This window comes from Rhodanobacter aciditrophus, assembly GCF_050026795.1.
GTDB lineage: Bacteria > Pseudomonadota > Gammaproteobacteria > Xanthomonadales > Rhodanobacteraceae > Rhodanobacter_A.
In genome coordinates this window covers 105,866-124,439 of sequence record NZ_JALBWP010000008.1, presented here as the reverse complement: position 1 = coordinate 124,439, position 18,574 = coordinate 105,866, and the positions used below count along the sequence as shown (strand labels likewise).

The window sequence follows — 18,574 nt, the reverse complement described above, 5'->3', positions numbered from 1 at the left end:
TGTGCGGTCGTCCCTGACCGCGGAGGTCAAACGGGTGGCCATCCCTGGCCGCACTCTTCAGTGTCTGTGCCTGCTGTTGTGTCTGGCGGTACCGCTGCTGGCGCGGGCCGCCACTGTGCAGGCCACGCTGGATCGCGGCACGATGCAGCTGGGCGAGACGGTGACGCTGAACCTGCACGTTGCCGGCAGCGGGGGCAACGTGGCGATGCCCGACCTCGGCGCCCTGCAGCAGGATTTCGACATCCTCGGCCGCTCGCAGAGCAGCAGCCTCAGCATCGTCAACGGCAGGAGCAGCTCCGAGCTGGTCATCGGCGTGGTGCTGCGGCCGAAGCATGCCGGCACGATCACCATCCCGTCGCTCACGGTGGCGGGCGCGCAGACCGCGCCGCTGCAGCTCGAGGTCGATCCGCCGAACCCGGCCGCGGCCGCCGCCATGCACCGCAGCGTGTTCATGGAGGCCGAGGTCACGCCGCAGCAGGCCTGGGTGGGGCAGCAGCTCAGCTACGTAGTGCGGCTCTACTACAGCGGCAACATCAGCAGCGGTTCGCTGGACACGCCGCGGATCGACGGCGTGCAGCTCAGCCAGGTGGGCGGCGACCTGCGCTACGACGCGGTGCGCGGCGGCCGCCAGTACCACGTGATCGAGCGGCACTATGCGCTGGTGCCGCAGCGTGCCGGCACGCTGCGGATTCCCGCGCTGGGTTTCCAGGGCGAGGCGCTCGATCCGGCCGATCCCGACAGCTTCTTCGGCGCGGGCACGCCGGTGTCGGCCAGCGCGCCCCCGCTCGCGGCGCAGGTGCAGGCCGCGCCCGCGGATTGGGGCAAGGCGGCGTGGCTGCCGGCACGCGCGCTCAGCCTCACGCTGACGGGCTGGCCCGATGCGAACGCCACGGTGCGCGTGGGCCAGCCGATCAACCTGACGATGAAGCTCAGCGCCACTGGCCTGCCGTTCGAGACCCTGCCCCAGCTCAGCCTGCCCGCGTTGCAGGGCGCCACGGTCTATCCCGACCAGCCGGCCAGCGCCACCACCAACGACGGGCCGTGGCTGGTCGGCAGCCGGCAGCGGGCATTCGCGGTGGTGCCCGAGCAGGCCGGCACGCTCACCCTGCCGGCCACCACGCTGCGCTGGTTCGACGTGAGCACCGGCGAGGCCCGGGTCGCCGAAATCCCCGCGCACAGCATCACCGTGCTGCCGGCGGCGGGTGCGGCCACCTCGTCGCCCGTCGCCGCCGCGCCGGCCGCCGCGTCGGCCGCGCCGTCAGTGGCGGCAACGGCAAGTGCGCCGTCGAAGGGCGGACCATGGCGTGCCATCGCGCTGGCCAGCCTGCTGCTGTGGCTGCTCAGCGCGCTCGCGTGGTGGCTGTGGCGGCGGCGTGCGGCGCCGCAGCGGATCGCCGCCGCGGCACCCGGCGATCGCCATGGTGAATCCGCGCGCCGCTTGCAGCAGGCGTTCCTCGCCGCCGCGCGCGGCAGCGATGCAGCGACGCAGCTGCGCAGCCTGCTGGCGTGGGCGCAGGCGGAACGGCCGGCGATCCGCCATCCTGGCGCACTGGCTGAGGCGCTGGCGGACCCGGCACAACGGCAGGCGCTCGTCGCATTGCAGCGCCGCTGCTATGGTGCCGCCGCGCCGGCCGCTGCGGCGGACGACGAGCTAGCCGCAGCGTTCAGGCGCGGCTTCGCGTGGCGTGAGGTGGACAAGGCGGATGGCGATGCCCTGCCGCCGCTGTACCCGTTCAAGCTGAAGTGAGCGCGGCCTGGAACACCGCGCGCATCGGTTCGCTGTAGCAGCACAGCACGATGTCGAACGCCGGATCGCGCTCCAGCACTTCGCGCAGCGTGCCCAGCGCCACCCCGGCGGCCAGCGGCGCGGGGTAGCCGTACACGCCGCAGCTGATCGCGGGAAACGCGATGCGGCGCAGGCCATGTCCGCGCGCCAGCCGCAGGGCATTGCGGTGGCAGTCCGCCAGCAGCGCCGCTTCGTCGCGTCCGCCGCCGTGCCAGACCGGTCCCACGGTGTGGATCACCCAGCGCGCCGGCAGCGCGAAGCCGGGCGTGATGCGCGCCTCGCCGGTGGGACAGCGCACGCCGGGCGCCACTTCCGGCAATGCGCGGCAGGCGGCCAGCAGGGCCGGACCGGCGGCGCGGTGGATGGCGCCGTCGACCCCGCCGCCGCCCAGCAGGGCCTCGTTCGCCGCGTTGACGATGGCATCGGCGGCGAGCGTGGTGATGTCGGCGGCGATCACGGCAATGGGCATGTGCGCGGCGGCTTTCGGCTTATGCTTGAGGCAGGTGACGGCGAGGTTGCAACCATCATGGCGAAAACGGAAGAGCTTTCCTTCGGCTACCTGCTGAACGACGTGACCTTGCTGTTCCGCAAGCATTTCGACCGGCGGGCGGTGAAGTTCGGCCTCACCCGCGCGCAGTGGCGCGCCACCAAGATGCTGTACCACCGCGAGGGCATGCGCCAGAGCGAGCTGGCCGAAGCGCTGGAGATGGAGCCGATCGCGGTGGGCCGGGTGATCGACCGCCTGCAGGCGGCGGGCTTCGTGGAGCGCCGCCCCGACCCGCGCGACCGCCGCGCCTGGCGGCTGTACGTCACTGCCCAGGCGCACGAGGTGGTGGACGACATGGAGCAGATCGCGCGCGAGCTGCGCCGCGAGGTCACCGAGGGCATCGAGTACGACGAACTGCTGCAGGCGCTGGCGGTGATCGGCCGGATCAAGGAGAACCTGCAGGCGCTGGATGCGGCCGAACCGCCGGCGGCGCGCAAGGAATGACGCGGACCCGGCACCTTGTCGATGTCGCCACGCAACGGTGTTGCCCCCGCATGACGGCGTGCGAAGGCGGCCCCGCGGTCGGGCCGGTTTGCCCGCCGCTGCCCGCGCGTAGGGCCTGAACAGGCCCTGGCGGCATCCGTCGCATCTGCCAGGTGCCCGGCGCCACGGGCGACGCGATGGCGCACCGGCACAAAATATGTCGTGACAGTCAACGCATCGGCGCACGGTGCGTTGAGCCATTGTTTGATTCCCGCCGATATCCCGGCATTCCGATGCCGGGGTTCCCCACTCGGCGGGAAAGTCCGGATTACATAGCGGAGACCTCATGCCGCAGCGCATTCCCCTGAAGAAACCCGCCGCGCTGCTGGCCGTGGTGGTGCTGGCCGCGCTGGCCGCGCATGTCTGGTCGGGCGGCGGCAAGACCGGCGCAGACAAGCCGGCGGCGATCCGGGCAGTGCCGGTGAAGGTGGCGGTGGCGCAGCGCGGCGATCTCGAACTCTCGCTCAAGGTCAACGGCTATGCCGAGGCGTACTCCACCGTAACCGTGCAGTCGCGCGTCAGCGGCCAGCTGCAGGCCATCGCGTTCACGCCGGGCGGCCGCGTGCGCAAGGGCGAGGTGATCGCGCGCATCGACCCCAGCCTGCTGCAGGCGCAACTGGACCAGGCGCGCGGCAACCTCGCCAGGGACCAGGCCCAGCTCGCGAACGCCAAGCAGGTGCTGCGCCGCTACACGCCGATGGTCGCCAAGGGCTACGTCGCCAAGACTGACTACGACGGCTACAAGGCGAACGTGGGCGTCTATGCCGCGTCGGTGAAGGCGGACCAGGCCGCGGTGGAGATGGCGCAGACCCAGCTCGGTTACGCGCAGATCGCAGCGCCGGTGGACAGCATCGCCGGCGCGCCGCTGGTCTACCCCGGCGCCCAGGTGGCCGCGAACAGCACCGATCTCGTCGTGCTCAACCAGGTGCGGCCGATCCACCTGACGTTCGCCGTGCCGGAGTCGGCGCTGGACGGCATCAAGGCGGCGGGTGCGCGCCGCAGCCTGGCGGTGAGCGTGCAGGTGCCGGGCGCGACGACGGCGCCGCTGCAGGCCACGCTGGATTTCATCAACAACGCGGTGGACAGCGGCACCGGCACGATCCAGCTGAAGGCGAACTACCCGAACACCGACGATCGCCTCACCCCCGGCCAGTTCGTGCAGGTGACCCTGCCCACCGCGCGCCTGCACGACGTGGTGTCGGTGCCGGTGACGGCGCTGCAGAACTCGCCGAACGGCAGCTTCGTGTTCGTGGTGGACGCGGACGGCAAGGCGCAGCAGCGCATGGTCAACGCGGGCGTGAGCAACAGCGGCCGCGTCGTGATCGAGAAGGGCCTGGCCGGCGGCGAGCGGGTGGTCACCGATGGGCAGATGCTGTTGACGAACGGCACGAAGGTGCAGGTGGTGGAAGGGTGATGGGGACTGCGGCGAGCGTGACCCCTCTCCCCAACCCCCTCCCCGGAGGGGCGAGGGGGCAAGCGTGCCGTGCGGGTTCGCCTGCCGGATGGTGCGGTAAACATGGAGCACGGGGCTTGCACGGAGGTCGTGTCCTTTGAACCTTCCCGCCCTGTGCATCCGCCGGCCGGTGATGACGGCGCTGCTGATGGTCGCGCTGGTGGTGTTCGGCGTGGCCGCGTACCCGAAGCTGCCGGTGAACGAGCTGCCGAACGTGGACTTTCCCACCATCTCGGTGAGCGCGAACCTGCCCGGTGCCTCGCCGGAGACGATGGCCACCGCGGTGGCCACGCCGCTGGAGAACCAGTTCTCCACCATCGCCGGCATCAGCCAGATGACCTCGACCAGCGCGCTCGGCTCGACCTCGATCACGCTGACCTTCGACCTCAGCCGCAACATCGACGGCGCGGCGCAGGACGTGCAGGCGGCGATCTCCGCGGCGCAGCGCCAGCTGCCCACCAACATGCCCACGCCGCCCACCTTCCGCAAGGTGAACCCGGCCGACAAGGCCATCCTCTACCTCGCGCTCAGCTCCGACACGCTGCCGCTGTCCACCGTGGACGAGTACGGCGAGACGCGGTTGGCGCAGGAGCTGTCGATGGTGCAGGGCGTGGCCCAGGTGAGCGTGTTCGGCTCGCAGAAGTACGCGGTGCGCATCAGCATCGATCCCGCGAAGCTGGCCGCGCACGGCATCGGCATCGACACGCTGCAGCAGGCGATCGCGAACGCCAATGTCAACCTCGCCACCGGCTCGCTCAACGGCCAGCGGCAGCTGCTGCAGGTGAGTTCGGACGGCCAGCTCAAGGATGCCGCGGCCTACAACGACCTCATCGTGGCGTGGCGCAACGGCGCGCCGGTCACGCTCTCGCAGCTCGGCCACGCCAGGGATGGCGTGCAGAACGACCAGGTGGCGAGCTGGTTCAACGGCCGTCGCGCGGTGGTGCTGGCGATCGACCGCCAGCCCGGCTCCAACACCGTGGCCACGATCGACCGCATCCGTGCGGTGCTGCCGCAGTTCCAGGCCACGCTGCCGCCGTCGATCAGGCTGCAGACGCTGTACGACCGCTCCGATTCGATCCGCGCCTCGGTGGACGACGTGCAGTTCACCCTGCTGCTGGCCGGCCTGCTGGTGGTGCTGGTGATCTACCTGTTCCTCGGCAACGCCTCGGCCACGCTGATCCCCGCGCTGGCGCTGCCGGTGTCGGTGATCGGCACCTTCGGCGTGATGTACGCGCTGGGCTACAGCCTCGACAACCTCTCGCTGCTGGCGCTGACCCTGGTGGTCGGCTTTGTGGTGGACGACGCGATCGTGATGCTGGAGAACATCGTGCGCCACGTCGAGACCGGCATGGATCCCTACCAGGCCTCGCTGGTCGGCGCCGGCGAGATCGGCTTCACCATCTTCTCGATGACGCTGTCGCTGGTGGCGGTGTTCCTGCCGGTGATGTTCATGGGCGGCATCGTGGGCCGGCTGTTCCACGAGTTCGCGGTGGTGATCTCGACCGCGATCCTGATCTCCGGCTTCGTCTCGATCACGCTCACGCCGATGCTGTGCAGCCGCTTCGTGAAGCATGCCGAGCACGAGCAGAAATCGCTCGTGGCGCTGGCCTTCGACCGCGGTTTCAACCGCGTGCGCGACGACTACAGCCGATCGCTGGCGTGGGCGGTGGCGCATCCGCGCGCGGTGCTGGGGGTGTTCTTCGCGAGCCTCGTCGTCACGGCGGTGCTGTTCGTGGTGGTGAACAAGGATTTCATCCCCGCCGGCGACACCGGCCAGCTGTTCGTCAACACCGAGGGGCCCGACGACATCTCCATCGCCGGCATGGCGGCGCGCCAGCAGCAGCTGGCCGCGATCGTGGGCCAGGATCCGAACGTCGCCAGCTACATGTCCTCGGTGGGGTCGGGCGGCCCGCGCACCACCACCAACAACGGTTCGATCTTCATGCGCCTGAAGCCCGCGGACCAGCGCAAGCTCGACCCCGGGCAGATCGTGCAGGAACTGCGGGCGAAGTTCGCCAGGGTGCCGGGCATCCGCGCCTACATCCAGAACCCGCCGGCGATCCAGGTGGGCGGCCGCGCGTCGAAGGCGCAGTACCAGTACACACTGCAGTCCACCGATCTCGACGCCCTGTACGCCGGGTCCGGCAAGGTGCTTGCCGCGTTCGCGAAGCTGCCCGGCTTCCAGGACGTCACCAGTGACCTCGATCTCAACGGTCCGGCGATCGACGTGAAGGTGGACCGCGCCAAGCTGGCGCCGCTCGGCCTCACCATGCGCCAGGTGCAGGGCGCGCTGGGCACCGCGTTCGGCGAAGGCCAGGTCTCCACGATCTACGGTGCGGCCACGCAGTACTGGGTGATTCTGCAGGTGGAGCACGCGCTGCAGAACGATCCGGCCATCCTGTCGCAGCTCTACGTCACCTCGAACACCGGCAAGCTGGTGCCGCTCGGCACGGTGGCCAGCTTCACGCGCAAGGCACGGCCGCTCACCGTGAACCACCAGGGCGAGCTGCCGGCGGTGACCGTATCGTTCAATCTGGCGCCGGGCGTGAGCCTCAGCCAGGCGGTGAACGAGATCGACGGCGCGATGCGCCGGCTCGACCTGCCCGCCTCGATCACCGGCAGCGTGCAGGGCACCGCGCAGGCGTTCCAGCAATCCATGCAGGGCATGGGCCTGCTGCTGGTGCTGGCGCTGTTCGTGATCTACCTGGTGCTGGGCATCCTGTACGAGAGCTTCATCCACCCGCTGACGATCCTTTCCGGCCTGCCGGCCGCGGGCGTGGGCGCGCTGCTCACGCTGATGCTGTTCCACGCGCCGCTGGACCTGTTCTCCTTCGTCGGCATCGTGATGCTGATCGGCATCGTGAAGAAGAACGCGATCATGCTGATCGACTTCGCGCTGGAGCGGCAGCGCGTGGAGGGCATGTCGCCGGCCGAAGCCATCGTCGAGGCCTGCCACGTGCGCTTCCGCCCGATCATGATGACCACCATGGCCGCGTTCGCGGGCACCCTGCCGATCGCGCTGGGCATCGGCGCTGGCGCCTCCTCGCGCCGCCCGCTGGGCCTGGCCGTGGTGGGCGGCCTGCTGGTGTCGCAGGTGCTCACCCTGTACCTCACGCCGGTGATCTACCTCTACATGGACCGCCTGCAGCGGCGCTTCGGGCACAAGCGCAAGCCGGCCCCCGAGAGCCTGCCGGCGTCATGACGAAGAAGGCGGCCCCGGAGCCGCCTTCTTCGTTCCGCAGCTTTCCGCAGGCGTCAGTCTTCCGCGCCATCCCCCGCGAACGCGCCCGGCGCCGAACCGAAGTCGCCGTCCGCTTCGGCAGCCATGTACGAGAACGCCGCGTACACCGCCACGTTCTGCGCCAGCTGCTGCGGGTCGATCTTGTCCAGCGTGTCGTTGGCGGTGTGGTGCCAGTCGAAGTAGCGGGTGGCGTCCTGGTCCAGGGTGAGCGCGGCCATGCCCCTGGCGTGCATCTGCGACAGGTCGGAGCCGCCGCCGCCGGGGCGCGTGGTGTCGTAGGCCACGCCCAGCGGTTTCAGCACCTCGGCGATCTGTGCGATTGCACCCCGCGCCTGCGGCTTCACGCTGGCGCTCATGCGGTACACCTTGTCGGCGCCGAGGTCGGATTCGGTGCCGAGCTGGAACTTCGCCACTTCCGCCGCGTGCTTGTCGGCATAGGCGCGGCCGCCCCACAGGCCCATCTCCTCGTTCGCGAAGGCGATCACGCGGATCGTGCGGTCGGGACGCCGCGGCAGGTCGTGGATCAACCTGGCGGCGGCCATCGCGATGGCCACGCCGGCGCCGTCGTCGATCGCGCCGGTGCCCGGGTCCCAGGAATCCAGGTGCCCGCCGATGGCGACGACCTGGTCCGGGTGCTTGCGGCCGGTGATCTCGCCGATCACGTTGGCGCCGGTGTATTCGCCGACGATGCCGCAATCGAGGTCGAGCTTCACCATCACCGGCCTGCCGTAGGCCAGCACGCGTTCGAGCTGGTCGGCGTCGGGGTTGGACAGCGCGGCTGCGGGGATGGCCTTGGCCGGATCGCGGAAACCGGTGACGCCGGTATGGGCGATGCGCTGGTGCGCGTCGGTGCCGGCGGAGCGCAAGAGGTAGCCGGCGGCGCCCTTCCGGGCGGCGATCACCGGGCCGGCCACGCGCACCGCCGAGCCGGTGCCGTAGTCGCGGCCGTCCCGGTGGCGCTGCATGCGGTAACCCACGTAGACGATCTTGCCCTTGATGGTCGCCGGGTCCGCGGCCTTCAGCGCGGCCAGGCTGTCGAAGCCCACCACTTGCGCAGTGAGGCCGCCCTTCGGGGTGGCCGGCGAATAGCCCAGCGCGGTGAGCACGAGACGCTGCGGGAACGGCGCCACGATGGCGCCGCTCTCGTGGCGGCGCTCCCACAGCGGGTAGCTCACCGGCTCGGTGTAAACCTTGTCGAAACCCAGTGCCTTGAATTTCGCCACCGCCCAGTCGCGGGCGCGCTGGTCGCTGGGGCTGCCGGCCAGGCGCGGGCCGACCTCGGTGGTCAGCGACTTCACCAGCTGCCAGGCGGTGTCGTCGTGCAGCGCCTTGTCGCGCAGCTGTTTGGCCGTCTTTACGGCCGCGGCGGGAACGACGGTGTCGGCGCTGGCGGGGCCGCCGGCCAGCAGCAGGCCGGCGACGAGAATGGCGAGGGCGGGGCGGCGCATGCGTGACTCCTTGCGATGGAGCCGCGATTATCGCGCCGATGCGGTATCCCGCTCGGGCCGGAAGTCACGGCGTGCGGGGCGCGGAGCGGCCTGGGGCCGCCCCGCGGACCGGCGTCACTGCCTGTTCTTCAGCAGGTCGCGGATCTCGGTGAGCAGGGCCACGTCGGCCGGCGGCGCGGCGGGTGCCTCTTCCTGCTTCTTCTGCAGCCGGTTCATCAGCCTGATCACCATGAAGATCGCGAACGCGATGATGATGAAGGTGAGGATGGTGTTGATGAAACTGCCGTAGTTGATCGCCACCTCGGCGATCTTGTGCTTGGGGTCGCTGTCGTCGGCGGGCTTGAGCACCCACTTCATCGCGGAGAAGTCGATGCCGCCGGTGAGCACGCCGATCGGCGGCATGATGACGTCGCTGACCAGCGAGCTGACGATCTTGCCGAACGCACCGCCGATCACGATACCGACGGCCATGTCCATCACGTTGCCGCGCATGGCGAATGCCTTGAACTCCTGCAGCATGCTCATTGGTGCTACTCCCCGATTGGTACGCCGGATGGCAGGCGGACTCTAGCGCAGCACGTGCCGTCGCGGCATGAAGGGCGCAGCGCGAACCCGCGACCGGTTCAGGCGATCCGCCCGTCCAGTTCGGCGTATCCGGCCAGCGCAGCGTGGAAGCGGTCGCCGCGCGAGAGCGCAGCCACGCCGGCCGGCGTGCCGGTGAATACGAGGTCGCCGGGCTTGAGCTCGAACAGCGCGGAGAGCGCGGCGAGGATATGCGGCACGTCGTGGATCATCTCGCCCAGCCGTGCCTGTTGGCGCAACGCGCCGTTCACGCTGAGGCGCAGCTCGGTGTCCGGGCCGGGCAGCGCGCCGTCCAGCCTGCGCAGCGCCGACACCGGCGCGGAATGGTCGAACGCCTTGGCGACGTCCCAGGGGTGGCCCTTGGCCTTGGCCTGCGCCTGCAGGTCGCGGCGGGTGAGGTCCAGCCCCACGCCCACGCCCCACACCAGCGATGCGGCGTGCTCCACGGGCACGTCTCGGCCGCCCGCGCCCAGAGCCAACACCATCTCGACTTCGTGATGCAGCTCGTTGGTTGCGGAGGGGTAGGGCACGTCGGCGTCGTCGGCCACCACCGCGTCGGCCGGCTTGCAGAAGAACATCGGCCGACCGGGTTCCACCGTAGCGCCCATTTCCTTCGCGTGCTCGGCGTAGTTGCGGCCAATGCAGAAGATGCGCCGAACCGGGAAGCGCAGCGCGCTGCCCTGGACCGGCAGGCTGGGGACGGCGGGCGGGGCGATGGCGTAGTCCATGCCCGCGAGTTTAGCGGCTGGCCGCCGCCCGGTGCGGATGCGGGCGGAACAGGATGTCGAACAGCGGCGTCCAGGTCTTGCCGCCATCACGCGACTGCAGCGCCGTCTCGCGCACGCCGTCGCCCTGCGGCGTCCAGCTCACCCGCTGCAGCTGGGGGCCCTGCGCGTCGCGGCTGGCGCCGGTCAGCACGATGGCCTGGCCGTGCCGGCCGCCCTCGGCCACCAGCAGCTCGCCCTCGTTGGTCACCCAGCTCTGGTGCCACACGTGGCGGGTGGCGTCGTAGATGGTGAAGCTCTCGCCGGTGTAGCCGTCGGTGCGCCGGTACACCTCGTGCAGCACGCAGTCGCCGAGGATGGCCGTGACGCGGTTGCGCGCCACCGACGGCGCGCCGGGCGGCACCTTGCCCGCGGTGTCCACGCGGTAGGTGTCCCAGTCGCCCAGCCAGAAGTCGAACTGCCGGTAGGCGGGCGCGGTGCAATGCCCGGCTGGCGGCGCGGCGGCGAGCGCAGGTGCTGCGGGGGTGGCGAACCCGAGGGCGGCGACGAGGAAGGCGAGATGCAGACGGTTCGGCACGGGCGGCTCCGCGGACATGAGAGGTGGGGTGCACACCAGCGTGCAGGTTCCCCGAGGGTTGTTCAATATCCCGCATTGCCCCGCGTGGCCGTCCTGCGCCCGCAAGAGCCGGCCCCGACCAGCCAGGCGCTGTGCCGCATCCCGGCGGAGAATTCCGCCTGGGCCGAAACATCGATTCCGGCAGGCCTGCTTCCGGCAGCCGCCGAAAGATCCGCGGGGGCGACGTCGATCTTCGACGGCTCCGTTCGTCGCTCCAGCTGAGGCCGGGTGGAATGTTCCGGCCGGGAGGCGGACGATGCGGGTAGTGGTGACAGGGAAGGCGGGCTCGATGCCGGGCGCCGGGGATGTCGGTGGCCGAACCGCGCGAAGCGCAGCGGCGCCCGAACCGGCCGTGTGCGGCCGGCTCGTCCGCCCGTGGCTTTGGCCGACCGGGTGGCGTGGCCCATTCGGCCGGCACGGGCCGGGCCATCGCCGCCGATTGCGCAGGCGGGATGACATCTGTCATCGTCGATGGCTGATAACCGCCCGTGGCCGCGATGGCGCGGGGGTCTTTACAGTGTTGCGCACCGCGGAGTCATGGAGATGACGGTGAGTCAGGCCGAGTTGCTGAAGGAACTGCGCATCGAGAAGCACCAGCGCGACGACCACCGCCGGGATCCGGCGCGCTGGCCATGGATCGTGCTGGCGATCGTGCTGCTGCTCGCGCTGGTCGGTGCCGGCGCGTGGTGGGCGGTGGGCCACCGCGCCATCGCGGTGCAGACCGCCACTGCGGTCTCGCCCGCATCCGACCCGGGCGCCGGCGCGGTGCTGCAGGCCACCGGCTACGTCACCGCGCGGCGGCAGGCCACGGTATCGGCACAGATCACCGGCACGCTCACCGCGGTGCTGATCGAGGAAGGCGACCACGTGAAGCAGGGCCAGGTGCTGGCGAGGCTGGACGACAGCGCGTACAAGGCGGCGCTGGACGCGGCCAAGGCGCAGGCCGCCGCCGCGCATGCGCTGGTGGCGCAGTACCGGGCGCAGCTGGCGCAGAACGAGCGCGACGCCAGGCGCCAGCAGGAACTGGCCGCACAGGGGCTGGTGCCGAAGCAGGCCGCCGAACAGGCGCGCACGCTGGCCGACAGCACGCGTGCCCAGCTCGCCGCGCAGCGGAAGCAGGTGGCTGCCGCGGATGCCCAGGTCGAGCAGGCCCAGGTGAATTTCGACTACTGCGTGGTGCGCGCGCCGTTCGACGGTGTCATCACCACCAAGGATGCCCAGGTGGGCGAGATCGTCTCGCCGTTCTCCGCCGGCGGCGGCTTCACCCGCACCGGCATCGGCACCATCGTCGACATGGATTCGCTGGAAGTGGACGTGGACGTCAACGAGGCCTACATCGGCCGCGTGAAGCCGGACATGCCCGCCGAGGCCGTGCTCGATGCCTACCCGGACTGGAAGATCCCCGCCCACGTGATTGCCATCGTGCCCGCCGCCGACCGCGGCAAGGCCACGGTGAAGGTGCGCGTGGCGCTGGAGCGCAAGGACGCGCGCATCGTGCCCGACATGGGCGTGCGGGTGTCTTTCCTCGAACAGAAGTCGACGGACGTGGCGCAGGCGCCGAAGGGCGTGCTGGTGCCGGCGAAGGCGATCGCGCAGCGCGACGGCCGCAGCGTGGTGTTCGTGGTCGCCGGCGGCAAGGCGCAGCTGCGCGCGGTGCAGCCGGCGGCGCAGCGCTACGGCGACATGAAACTGATCCCGGACGCGCTGCAGGCGGGCGACGCGGTGGTGCTGTCGCCGCCGGCCGCACTGCGCGACGGTGCGGACGTGAAGACGGAAAAGACCTCCCCCTGATGGCCGTGCCCGCACGGGCGGGCACGGCTCCAACATCCGGCCAACATCCATCGGAGCAACGCCATGGACACACTGATCGAGATCCGCGACCTCTCCAAGGTCTACGAGCGCGGCAAGCAGAAGGTCGAGGTGCTGCACCACATCAACCTCGACATCGCCGAGGGCGACTTCCTCGCGCTGATGGGGCCGTCCGGCTCGGGCAAGACCACCCTGCTCAACCTGATCGGCGGCCTCGATTCGCCCAGCGCCGGCAGCATCAGCGTGGCCGGCTCGCGCATCGACCAGCTCGGCGGCGGCGCGCTGGCGAAGTGGCGCGCGTCCAACGTGGGCTTCGTGTTCCAGTTCTACAACCTGATGCCGATGCTCTCCGCGCAGAAGAACGTGGAGCTGCCGCTGCTGCTCACCAGGCTTTCCGGTGCACAGCGCAAGAAGAACGCGGCCATCGCTCTGCAGCTGGTGGGCCTGGCGGAGCGCGCCTCGCACAAGCCCAGCGAGCTGTCCGGCGGTCAGCAGCAGCGCGTGGCGATCGCCCGCGCGATCGTCTCCGACCCCACCCTGCTGGTCTGCGACGAGCCCACCGGCGACCTCGACCGCCAAAGCGCCGAGGAGGTGCTCGGCCTGCTGCGCACGCTCAACCGCGAGCACGGCAAGACCATCGTGATGGTCACCCACGACCCCAAGGCCGCCGAATACGCGAACCACACCCTGCATCTGGACAAGGGCACCCTCGTCGAACAAGTGACGGCTTGAGGACGACGCCATGAAATACTTCCATCTGATCTGGGCCGCGCTGTTCCGGCGCAAGACCCGTACCATCCTCACCCTGGTGTCGATCGTCGCGGCCTTCCTGTTGTTCGGCATGCTCAATGGCGTGCGCACCAGCTTCGCCAACGCGGGCAAGAGCGCGGCGGGCGCCGAGCGCCTGCAGACTGGCTCGAAGCTGTCGTTCATCCAGCCCCTGCCGTCGGCGCTCGAGGCGAAGATCGCGGCCGTGCCCGGCGTGAAGGGCGTGGCCTACGCCAACTGGTTCGGCGGTGCCTACCAGGATCCGCACAACCAGATCTTCACCTTCGCGGTCAGTCCGAACTACATCGACATGTACCCGGAGATCGTCGTCTCGCCCGAGGAACGCAAGGCGTTCGACAGCACCCGCACCGGCGTGCTGGTCGGTGACGTGCTGGCGAAGAAATACCACTGGAAGGTCGGCGACAAGATCCCGCTGATGTCGAACATCTTCCCGAACCGCGACGGCAGCAAGAACTGGACCTTCGACATCAGCGGCATCATGCACGCCAAGAACCCCGATCACGGCGAGTTCCTGCAGGGCGGCATCCTGATGCACTGGAAGTACTTCGACGAGTCGAATCCCTACAACCGGGGGCAGGTGGGCTGGTACGTCAGCCACGTCGCCGATCCCGCGCAGGCCGACCAGGTGGCGAAGGCGATCGACGCGCTTTCGGCCAATTCCGACCACGAGACCAAGACGCAGACCGAGCAGGCCGCGATGGCGTCGTGGATCAAGCAGATGGCGAACGTCGGCCTGATCGTGTTCTCGATCATGGGTGCGGTGTTCTTCACCCTGCTGTTCCTGACCGGCAACACCATGGCGCAGGCAGTGCGCGAACGCACCACGGAGCTGGGGGTGCTGAAGACCATCGGCTTTTCCAGCGCCAGCGTGCTGGCGATCGTGCTGGCCGAATCGGTGTTGCTGGTGCTGATCGGCGGCGTGCTGGGGCTCGGGCTGGCGGCCGTGCTGGGACCGATCGTTAGCGCCGGCAGTGGCGGCGTCATCAACATGCCACCGGTGGGCGCGGGCAGCTGGTCGCTTGGCGTGGGCCTGATGATCGCCATCGGCCTGCTGGTGGGAGCGCTGCCCGCGTTGCGGGCGATGCGCCTGAACATCGTCGACGCGCTGGCCGGCCGCTGAGGAGCATCCGTCATGAACAAGTTGAAATCCTTCCTGCGTGGCCTCGGCCTGTGCCTGATCGTCGCCGTCGGGGTCGCCGCCTGGACCGTCCTGCCATGGCCGGCGCTGCTGCTGGTCGCGGTGCTGTTCGCGCTCTGGATGGCGCTGCTGCGCACCGGCCGGCAGGCGAGCTCGGTCACCGGCGTCGGCATCAGCACCTTGCCGCGGCGCCTCGGTGCCTCGTCCGTGGTGGTCATCGGCATTGCCGGCGTGGTCGCGGTGCTGGTGTCGCTGCTGGCGATGGGAGTCGGCTACCAGCAGACGCTGAGCATGAGCGGCAGCGCCGACACCGCCGTCGTGCTGCGCGGCGGTTCGGACTCCGAAGTGTCCTCCGTGCTCGACAATGCGAGCACCACGGTGATCGCGCAGGCGCCGGGCATCGCCCGCGACGCCAGCGGCAAGCCGATCGCCTCGCCCGAGCTGGTGGTGGCGGCGAACCTGCCGCTCAACGACGGCAGCGGCGACGAGGGCAGCGTGCAGATGCGTGGCGTCGGCGACGAGGCCTGGGCGGTGCGTCCGGACGTGAAGATCATTGCCGGACGCAAGTTCAAGCCAGGGTTGCGCGAGCTGGTGGTAGGCAAGGGTGCGCAGCATGAGTTCGCCGGGCTGACGCCGGGCCATGAGATCAAGCTGGGCAGCCAGACCTGGACCGTGGTTGGCGTGTTCGAGTCGAACGGTGCGATGGACTCGGAACTCTGGGGCGACGCGAATGTGGTCGCCGACACCTACCGCCGCGGCAGCAGCCGCACCTCGGTGTTCGTGCGCCTGACCGATGCCGCCGCCTTCGGCACGTTCAAGGCGGCCCTCGCCAGCGACCCGCGCCTGCAGGTGGATGCCACCACGACGCTGGACTATTTTCGCAAGCAGTCCGAGGGAGTCACCAAGGCGATCACCATCATCGGCATCGTGGTCGGCGTGATCATGGCCATCGGCGCGGTATTCGGCGCACTCAACACCATGTTCGCCACTGTCGCGACGCGGGCACGGGAGATCGCCACACTGCGCGCCATCGGCTTCCGAGGCCTGCCGGTGGTGGTGGCGGTGATGCTGGAGACGATGTTGCTGGCGCTGCTCGGTGGCATCATCGGCGGCTTGCTGGCGTGGCTGGTCTTCAACGGCTACAGCGCATCGACCCTGGCGCAGGGCACGGTGGGTACGCTCAGCTTCAAGCTGGCCGTGACGCCCGCGCTGCTGTGGACCGGGCTGAAGTGGGCGCTCGCCATCGGCTTCGTCGGCGGCCTGTTCCCCGCCGTGCGCGCCGCGCGCCTGCCGGTGACCACGGCGCTGCGCGAACTGTGAGCCTGCGTCATCCGTGGGAGCGCACGCTGTGCGCTCCTACGGCATCACCGGCGGCACGTAGCTCAGGGTGAGCCCCAGCAGCCACAGCAGTCCAAGTACCAGCGGCACGTGCACCACGAGCTGCATGAAGGTGTAGCCCACCACGTCGCGCGCCTTCAGGCCCAGCACGCCGAGCAGGGGCAGCATCCAGAACGGGTTGATCAGGTTCGGCAGCGCCTCGGCGGCGTTGTACACCTGCACCGCCCAGCCGAGGTGCACGTGCAGGTCGTTCGCGGCCTGCATCACGTAGGGCGCCTCCACCAGCCACTTGCCGCCGCCGGAGGGCACGAAGAAGCCGAGGATGGCGGAATACGCGCCCATCACCGCGGGGAAGCTGTCGGTGCTCGCCACGTGCACGAACAGCTGCGACAGCCGGTGCGCCAGCGTGACGCCGCCCGCGCCCTGCGCGTGCGTGAGCAGGGCGGCGATGCCACCGTACAGCGGAAACTGGATCAGCACGCCGGCCGTGCTCGGCACCGAGCGCGCCACCGCGTCCAGGAAGCTGCGCGGACGCCAGTGCAGCAGCAGGCCCACGGTGAGGAACAGGAAGTTGTAGGTGTTGAGGTTCGCGATCGCGGTCACCGCATTCTTGGTGGCGAACTCGTGGCCCAGCCAGCCCAGTCCCAGCAGGCCGATCAGCACGGAGAGCAGCGGGTTGTACTCCAGCCATTCGCCGGGACGCGTGCGCGGCGGCAGCTCCGGCACGGCGGCGGTTTCGGTCACGCCGAAATCGCGCGCGGTGCGTGCGTTGCGCTCCGACGGCGCGGTGAACCAGCACACCAGCAGCGAGGCAGCGATCAGGCAGGCGGTGAGCGCGAAGGACTGCCACAGGAAGATCGTGCTGGTGAACGGCAGCACGCCGGTGATCGCGAGCAGGCCGGGCGGCATGCTGGCCGGGTTCGCCTGCAGCTGCGCGGCCGACGAGGACAGGCCCATCGCCCACACCGCGCCGAGGCCGAGGTAGGCTGCCGCGCCCGCCGCGCGGTAGTCCATGCGCAGCTCCTCGCGTTGCGCCAGCGCGCGCACCAGCAGGCCGCCGAATACCAGCGAGAAGCCCCACGACAGCAGCGAGGCCAGCATGCTCACCAGCGCCACGTAGCAGATCGCGCCGCGCCCGCTCTTCGGCACCCGCGCCAGCAGGCCGATGAAACGCGCGACGATCGGCGCGGTGGCCACCACGTAACCACCGATCACCACGAAGGCCATCTGCATGGTGAACGGGATCAGGCTCCAGAAGCCGTCGCCGAACGCGTTGACGGTGGCCACGGGCGTCGCGCCGAAGGCCAGCACGGCGATCGCCACGATCACCACGCCCAGTGCCGCGAACACCCAGGCATCGGGAAACCAGCGCTCCGACCAGGCTGCGCTGCGCAGCGCCAGGCGCGCCATCAGGCCTTCGTTCGTGCTGTTCATGCCCCTGGCTCCTACCATGCGATGCCGCGGGCATGGTGGCGCGCGGCGTGCGCGCGGGGCAAGCCGACGATGGTCGAGGCGCCGCGCCTATGCCCGCTTCTGGCGCGCCAGCGTGATCGCCGCCACGCCGAGCAGGATCACCGCCATGCCCGCGAGTTCGAACGGCCCGATGTATTCGCCCGCCAGCAGCATGCCGAACAGCACCGCCACCGGCGGGTTCACGTAGGCATAGCTGGTGGCGAGCACCGGGCGCGCGTGCTTGAGCACGTACAGGTAGGCGCTGAAGCCGATCAACGAGCCGACCACCACCAGGTAGGCCAGAGCCAGGTTGGCGTGCAGCGCGGGGTGCGCGGGCAGCCGCTCGCCGCCGGCGAGACCCATCAGCAGCAGCGCCACGCTGCCGCACAGCATCTGCGCGGCGGTGTTCATCGGGCCGGCCGGCATGTCCTGCTGCTTGCTCCACACCGAGCCGAAGGCCCACGCGGCGGCGGCCAGCAGCAGCGCCAGCGCGGCGATGCGCGAGCCGGAGAGGTCGCTGCCGAGGTTGAGCACGACCACGCCCGCGAAGCCGATCAGCAGGCCCAGCGTCTCGCGCCGGTTCGGCCGGTGCCCGTACCAGCTGCCGAACAGTGCGGCGAACAGCGGCATGCTGGCCACCGCCACGGCGGCGACGCCCGAGCTCACGCGTTCCTCGGCGAAGCACACCAGGCCGTTGCCGAGGCCGAGCAGCAGCGTGCCGACGACGGCCGCGTTGCGCCACTGCCGCGGGGTAGGCGCTGCCACGCCGCGCAGGCGCAGGTAGCCGAACAGCAGCACGCCGGCGATCAGGAAGCGCACGCCGGCGAGCAGGAAGGGCGGCCAGCTCTCCAGCGCGAAGCGGATTCCGAGATAGGTCGAGCCCCAGATCACGTACAGCGCCAGCAGGCCCAGCGGCACCAGCAGGCGGGAGCGATCGGCAGCGGCGTTCGTCGCGCCGTTGGCGGTGAGGGCGGTGGCGTCATTCATGGCGGGAACTCGGCAGGAGTGCGTGGCGCGCGGCGCAGTCTACAGGCAACGGGGGAGCCGCCCGCGGCCTGCAGCTGCGCCCGCGCGCCGCCGCGGGGAAATGGCGGCAGCATGCATGATGGCGGTGGCCTGGGCGGTGCGGTAGCGAGGCTTGCGCAAGGCAGGCTTGAGGCGGTGTCA

15 protein-coding genes are annotated in these 18,574 nt (G+C 70.2%); 8 read left to right on the top strand and 7 right to left on the bottom strand.

Annotated elements, in window-relative coordinates; translation table 11 throughout:
• Nucleotides 1-76 precede the first annotated feature (76 nt).
• Complete coding sequence (locus ACQGNW_RS02400; RefSeq protein ID WP_426661466.1) at nucleotides 77-1,747, top strand: BatD family protein; 1,671 nt, start codon at nucleotides 77-79, stop codon at nucleotides 1,745-1,747.
• Here ACQGNW_RS02400 and ACQGNW_RS02395 read toward each other — a convergent pair.
• Nucleotides 1,734-2,255, bottom strand: a complete 522-nt coding sequence (locus tag ACQGNW_RS02395; RefSeq protein WP_426661465.1) for an O-acetyl-ADP-ribose deacetylase — start codon at nucleotides 2,253-2,255, stop codon at nucleotides 1,734-1,736. The two genes, ACQGNW_RS02400 and ACQGNW_RS02395, sit on opposite strands and share 14 nt — an antisense overlap.
• A gap of 57 nt (nucleotides 2,256-2,312) precedes the next feature.
• Here ACQGNW_RS02395 and ACQGNW_RS02390 point away from each other — a divergent pair, with 57 nt between their 5' ends.
• The 3 genes from ACQGNW_RS02390 to ACQGNW_RS02380 all read left to right on the top strand — a co-directional run bounded on the left by ACQGNW_RS02390 (nucleotide 2,313) and on the right by ACQGNW_RS02380 (nucleotide 7,471).
• Nucleotides 2,313-2,777 carry a MarR family winged helix-turn-helix transcriptional regulator gene (locus ACQGNW_RS02390; protein WP_426661464.1) on the top strand — a complete coding sequence of 155 codons (465 nt, stop codon included), beginning with the start codon at nucleotides 2,313-2,315 and terminating at the stop codon, nucleotides 2,775-2,777.
• A 325-nt stretch (nucleotides 2,778-3,102) separates the two neighbouring features.
• Nucleotides 3,103-4,230 (top strand): efflux RND transporter periplasmic adaptor subunit, encoded by a 1,128-nt coding sequence (locus tag ACQGNW_RS02385; protein WP_426661463.1) that lies wholly within the window; start codon nucleotides 3,103-3,105, stop codon nucleotides 4,228-4,230.
• Between the two features lie 136 nt (nucleotides 4,231-4,366).
• Nucleotides 4,367-7,471 (top strand): efflux RND transporter permease subunit, encoded by a 3,105-nt coding sequence (locus ACQGNW_RS02380; RefSeq protein ID WP_426661462.1) that lies wholly within the window; start codon nucleotides 4,367-4,369, stop codon nucleotides 7,469-7,471.
• Between the two features lie 53 nt (nucleotides 7,472-7,524).
• Here ACQGNW_RS02380 and ACQGNW_RS02375 read toward each other — a convergent pair whose 3' ends face one another.
• The 4 genes from ACQGNW_RS02375 to ACQGNW_RS02360 form a co-directional block, all read right to left on the bottom strand.
• The gene (locus ACQGNW_RS02375; protein WP_426661461.1) at nucleotides 7,525-8,958 is read right to left on the bottom strand and encodes a M20/M25/M40 family metallo-hydrolase; all 1,434 of its coding nucleotides are present in this window, start codon (nucleotides 8,956-8,958) and stop codon (nucleotides 7,525-7,527) included.
• Nucleotides 8,959-9,072: 114 nt separating this feature from the next.
• On the bottom strand, nucleotides 9,073-9,483 hold the full coding sequence (mscL, locus tag ACQGNW_RS02370; RefSeq protein ID WP_426661460.1) for a large-conductance mechanosensitive channel protein MscL: 411 nt from the start codon (nucleotides 9,481-9,483) through the stop codon (nucleotides 9,073-9,075).
• 98 nt (nucleotides 9,484-9,581) lie between these two features.
• Nucleotides 9,582-10,268, bottom strand: a complete 687-nt coding sequence (locus tag ACQGNW_RS02365) for a fumarylacetoacetate hydrolase family protein (RefSeq protein ID WP_426661459.1) — start codon at nucleotides 10,266-10,268, stop codon at nucleotides 9,582-9,584.
• Nucleotides 10,269-10,278: 10 nt separating this feature from the next.
• Nucleotides 10,279-10,842: a hypothetical protein gene (locus tag ACQGNW_RS02360; RefSeq protein WP_426661458.1), complete on the bottom strand. Its 564-nt coding sequence runs from the start codon at nucleotides 10,840-10,842 to the stop codon at nucleotides 10,279-10,281.
• 582 nt (nucleotides 10,843-11,424) lie between these two features.
• On the opposite strand from ACQGNW_RS02360, the gene ACQGNW_RS02355 reads away from it, so the two are divergent.
• From ACQGNW_RS02355 to ACQGNW_RS02340, 4 genes are all read left to right on the top strand, one after another.
• Nucleotides 11,425-12,672: an efflux RND transporter periplasmic adaptor subunit gene (locus ACQGNW_RS02355; protein ID WP_426661457.1), complete on the top strand. Its 1,248-nt coding sequence runs from the start codon at nucleotides 11,425-11,427 to the stop codon at nucleotides 12,670-12,672.
• 63 nt (nucleotides 12,673-12,735) lie between these two features.
• On the top strand, nucleotides 12,736-13,422 hold the full coding sequence (locus ACQGNW_RS02350) for an ABC transporter ATP-binding protein (protein WP_426661456.1): 687 nt from the start codon (nucleotides 12,736-12,738) through the stop codon (nucleotides 13,420-13,422).
• A 10-nt stretch (nucleotides 13,423-13,432) separates the two neighbouring features.
• Nucleotides 13,433-14,599: an ABC transporter permease gene (locus ACQGNW_RS02345; RefSeq protein WP_426661455.1), complete on the top strand. Its 1,167-nt coding sequence runs from the start codon at nucleotides 13,433-13,435 to the stop codon at nucleotides 14,597-14,599.
• Nucleotides 14,600-14,611: 12 nt separating this feature from the next.
• Nucleotides 14,612-15,937 (top strand): ABC transporter permease, encoded by a 1,326-nt coding sequence (locus ACQGNW_RS02340; RefSeq protein ID WP_426661454.1) that lies wholly within the window; start codon nucleotides 14,612-14,614, stop codon nucleotides 15,935-15,937.
• Between the two features lie 36 nt (nucleotides 15,938-15,973).
• Here the strand turns inward: ACQGNW_RS02340 and ACQGNW_RS02335 are convergent, their stop codons facing one another.
• Together ACQGNW_RS02335 and yedA are read right to left on the bottom strand one after the other, a co-directional pair.
• The gene (locus ACQGNW_RS02335) at nucleotides 15,974-17,365 is read right to left on the bottom strand and encodes a short-chain fatty acid transporter (RefSeq protein WP_426661605.1); all 1,392 of its coding nucleotides are present in this window, start codon (nucleotides 17,363-17,365) and stop codon (nucleotides 15,974-15,976) included.
• A 111-nt stretch (nucleotides 17,366-17,476) separates the two neighbouring features.
• A complete protein-coding gene (gene yedA, locus ACQGNW_RS02330) occupies nucleotides 17,477-18,394 on the bottom strand; it encodes a drug/metabolite exporter YedA (protein ID WP_426661453.1) in 918 nt (305 codons plus the stop codon).
• Nucleotides 18,395-18,574 lie beyond the last annotated feature (180 nt).

Bases quoted from the DNA above. Each gene is read 5' to 3' on its own strand.
- ACQGNW_RS02375 (WP_426661461.1), bottom strand. From the start codon at position 8,958: ATGCGCCGCCCCGCCCTCGCCATTCTCGTCGCCGGCCTGCTGCTGGCC.
- ACQGNW_RS02365 (WP_426661459.1), bottom strand. From the start codon at position 10,268: ATGGACTACGCCATCGCCCCGCCCGCCGTCCCCAGCCTGCCGGTCCAG.
- ACQGNW_RS02350 (WP_426661456.1), top strand. From the start codon at position 12,736: ATGGACACACTGATCGAGATCCGCGACCTCTCCAAGGTCTACGAGCGC.
- ACQGNW_RS02385 (WP_426661463.1), top strand. From the start codon at position 3,103: ATGCCGCAGCGCATTCCCCTGAAGAAACCCGCCGCGCTGCTGGCCGTG.
- ACQGNW_RS02390 (WP_426661464.1), top strand. From the start codon at position 2,313: ATGGCGAAAACGGAAGAGCTTTCCTTCGGCTACCTGCTGAACGACGTG.
- yedA (WP_426661453.1), bottom strand. From the start codon at position 18,394: ATGAATGACGCCACCGCCCTCACCGCCAACGGCGCGACGAACGCCGCT.
- ACQGNW_RS02355 (WP_426661457.1), top strand. From the start codon at position 11,425: ATGACGGTGAGTCAGGCCGAGTTGCTGAAGGAACTGCGCATCGAGAAG.
- ACQGNW_RS02340 (WP_426661454.1), top strand. From the start codon at position 14,612: ATGAACAAGTTGAAATCCTTCCTGCGTGGCCTCGGCCTGTGCCTGATC.
- ACQGNW_RS02345 (WP_426661455.1), top strand. From the start codon at position 13,433: ATGAAATACTTCCATCTGATCTGGGCCGCGCTGTTCCGGCGCAAGACC.
- ACQGNW_RS02395 (WP_426661465.1), bottom strand. From the start codon at position 2,255: ATGCCCATTGCCGTGATCGCCGCCGACATCACCACGCTCGCCGCCGAT.
- mscL (WP_426661460.1), bottom strand. From the start codon at position 9,483: ATGAGCATGCTGCAGGAGTTCAAGGCATTCGCCATGCGCGGCAACGTG.
- ACQGNW_RS02335 (WP_426661605.1), bottom strand. From the start codon at position 17,365: ATGGCGCGCCTGGCGCTGCGCAGCGCAGCCTGGTCGGAGCGCTGGTTT.